This is a genomic window from Streptomyces montanisoli, from assembly GCF_017813245.1.
GTDB classification, from domain to species: Bacteria; Actinomycetota; Actinomycetes; order Streptomycetales; family Streptomycetaceae; genus Streptomyces; species Streptomyces montanisoli.
The window spans coordinates 1-1,067 of the sequence record NZ_JAGIQL010000370.1 but is presented as its reverse complement, the minus strand read 5'-3'; the positions used below and the strand labels follow the sequence as shown (position 1 = coordinate 1,067).

At 77.8% G+C, this 1,067-nt stretch carries 1 protein-coding gene and 1 pseudogene; both read left to right on the top strand.

Translation table 11 applies throughout. From position 1 onward, the window contains the following. Positions 1-512 precede the first annotated feature (512 nt). Positions 513-716, top strand: coding sequence for a hypothetical protein (locus JFN87_RS34015; RefSeq protein WP_078850151.1), 204 nt, complete (start codon positions 513-515; stop codon positions 714-716). Continuing rightward, a pseudogene (locus tag JFN87_RS33200) lies at positions 717-1,067 on the top strand (4-alpha-glucanotransferase); the annotation flags it as partial.

Sequence of the window (1,067 nt, the reverse complement as noted above, 5' to 3'; positions counted from 1 at the left end):
GGCCGAGCGGGCCGCGCACGTCCGGCCGACCGACCCGGCCGGCCGACCCGGCCGGCCGACCCGCGCGCTGCCTCGCATGACCGCGCCGGCGCGAACCGGATACCGCTCTCCCCGGGCACGGGCCGCGGCGCGGCACTCCCGATCGGGGACGGAATCCGCCGGGGACCGAGTACGGGGCGGGAAGGCCCGGCCCGGTCCGGCTGGGCGCAACCCTCTGCCGGTCCGCGCGGGCGCGGCCGCGCGAGCACGCGCTCGCCGGCGCGTGCACGCGGCAGTGCGTGACCGCGCGCGTGCGCCGGCGTTGTGGTAGGCAGGACGTCCATCCGGCCGCCCCACCCCTCAGGGCCCGCACGCCCTCCGGCCGCGCACGGGGCCGGATGCCCCGCATCACGTTCTCGTACCGGCAGGTCTGCGGACGCACGCGCTGGGTAGGGCTGACTGGGTCCGGATTCCTCATGCTGGGAGACAGAGCCGTGACCGCTACCATCCGTGAACTCTCCAAACGACGGGCACTGTGTGCACCGGCCGTACCGGTACAGGCGCACACAGTGCCGACGTTCGCCCCGGCCTTCGTGCCGGCTCCCCTCACCAGTGAGCCACCCCTCGCCGACGCCGCCCCGCTGACGAGCGAGCCCCCGCTCGCGGAGACGGCCCCCCTCACCAGCGAACCGACCGCGCCCCTGACGGCCGTCGGCCCGGAGTCCCCAGGAGTCTGAATGGGCCTCGCCCGCCTCGCCGAGCTGCACGGTGTCGCCACGACGTACGCGCCCTCGCCGGCGACGGAGGTCCACGTCGACGACGCCACGGTCGTGGCGGTGCTCGCCGCACTCGGGGTCGACGCCTCGACCCCGGCGGCGATCGCGTCCGCGACCGAAGCGGCGGAGCGCGAGGCCGCGGCCCGCCTGCTGCCCCCGACCGTGGTGTGGTGGGCGGGCGAGCCGCCGCCCGCCTGGTCGGCGCGGCTCCCCGCGGGCACGGTGCTCAGCGTCGACCTGGAGGACGGCGGCGAGGCGCGGCTGCGTGCCGACGCGGGCACCCTCGGCCTCGCAGCCGCCGAGGACGGCCCC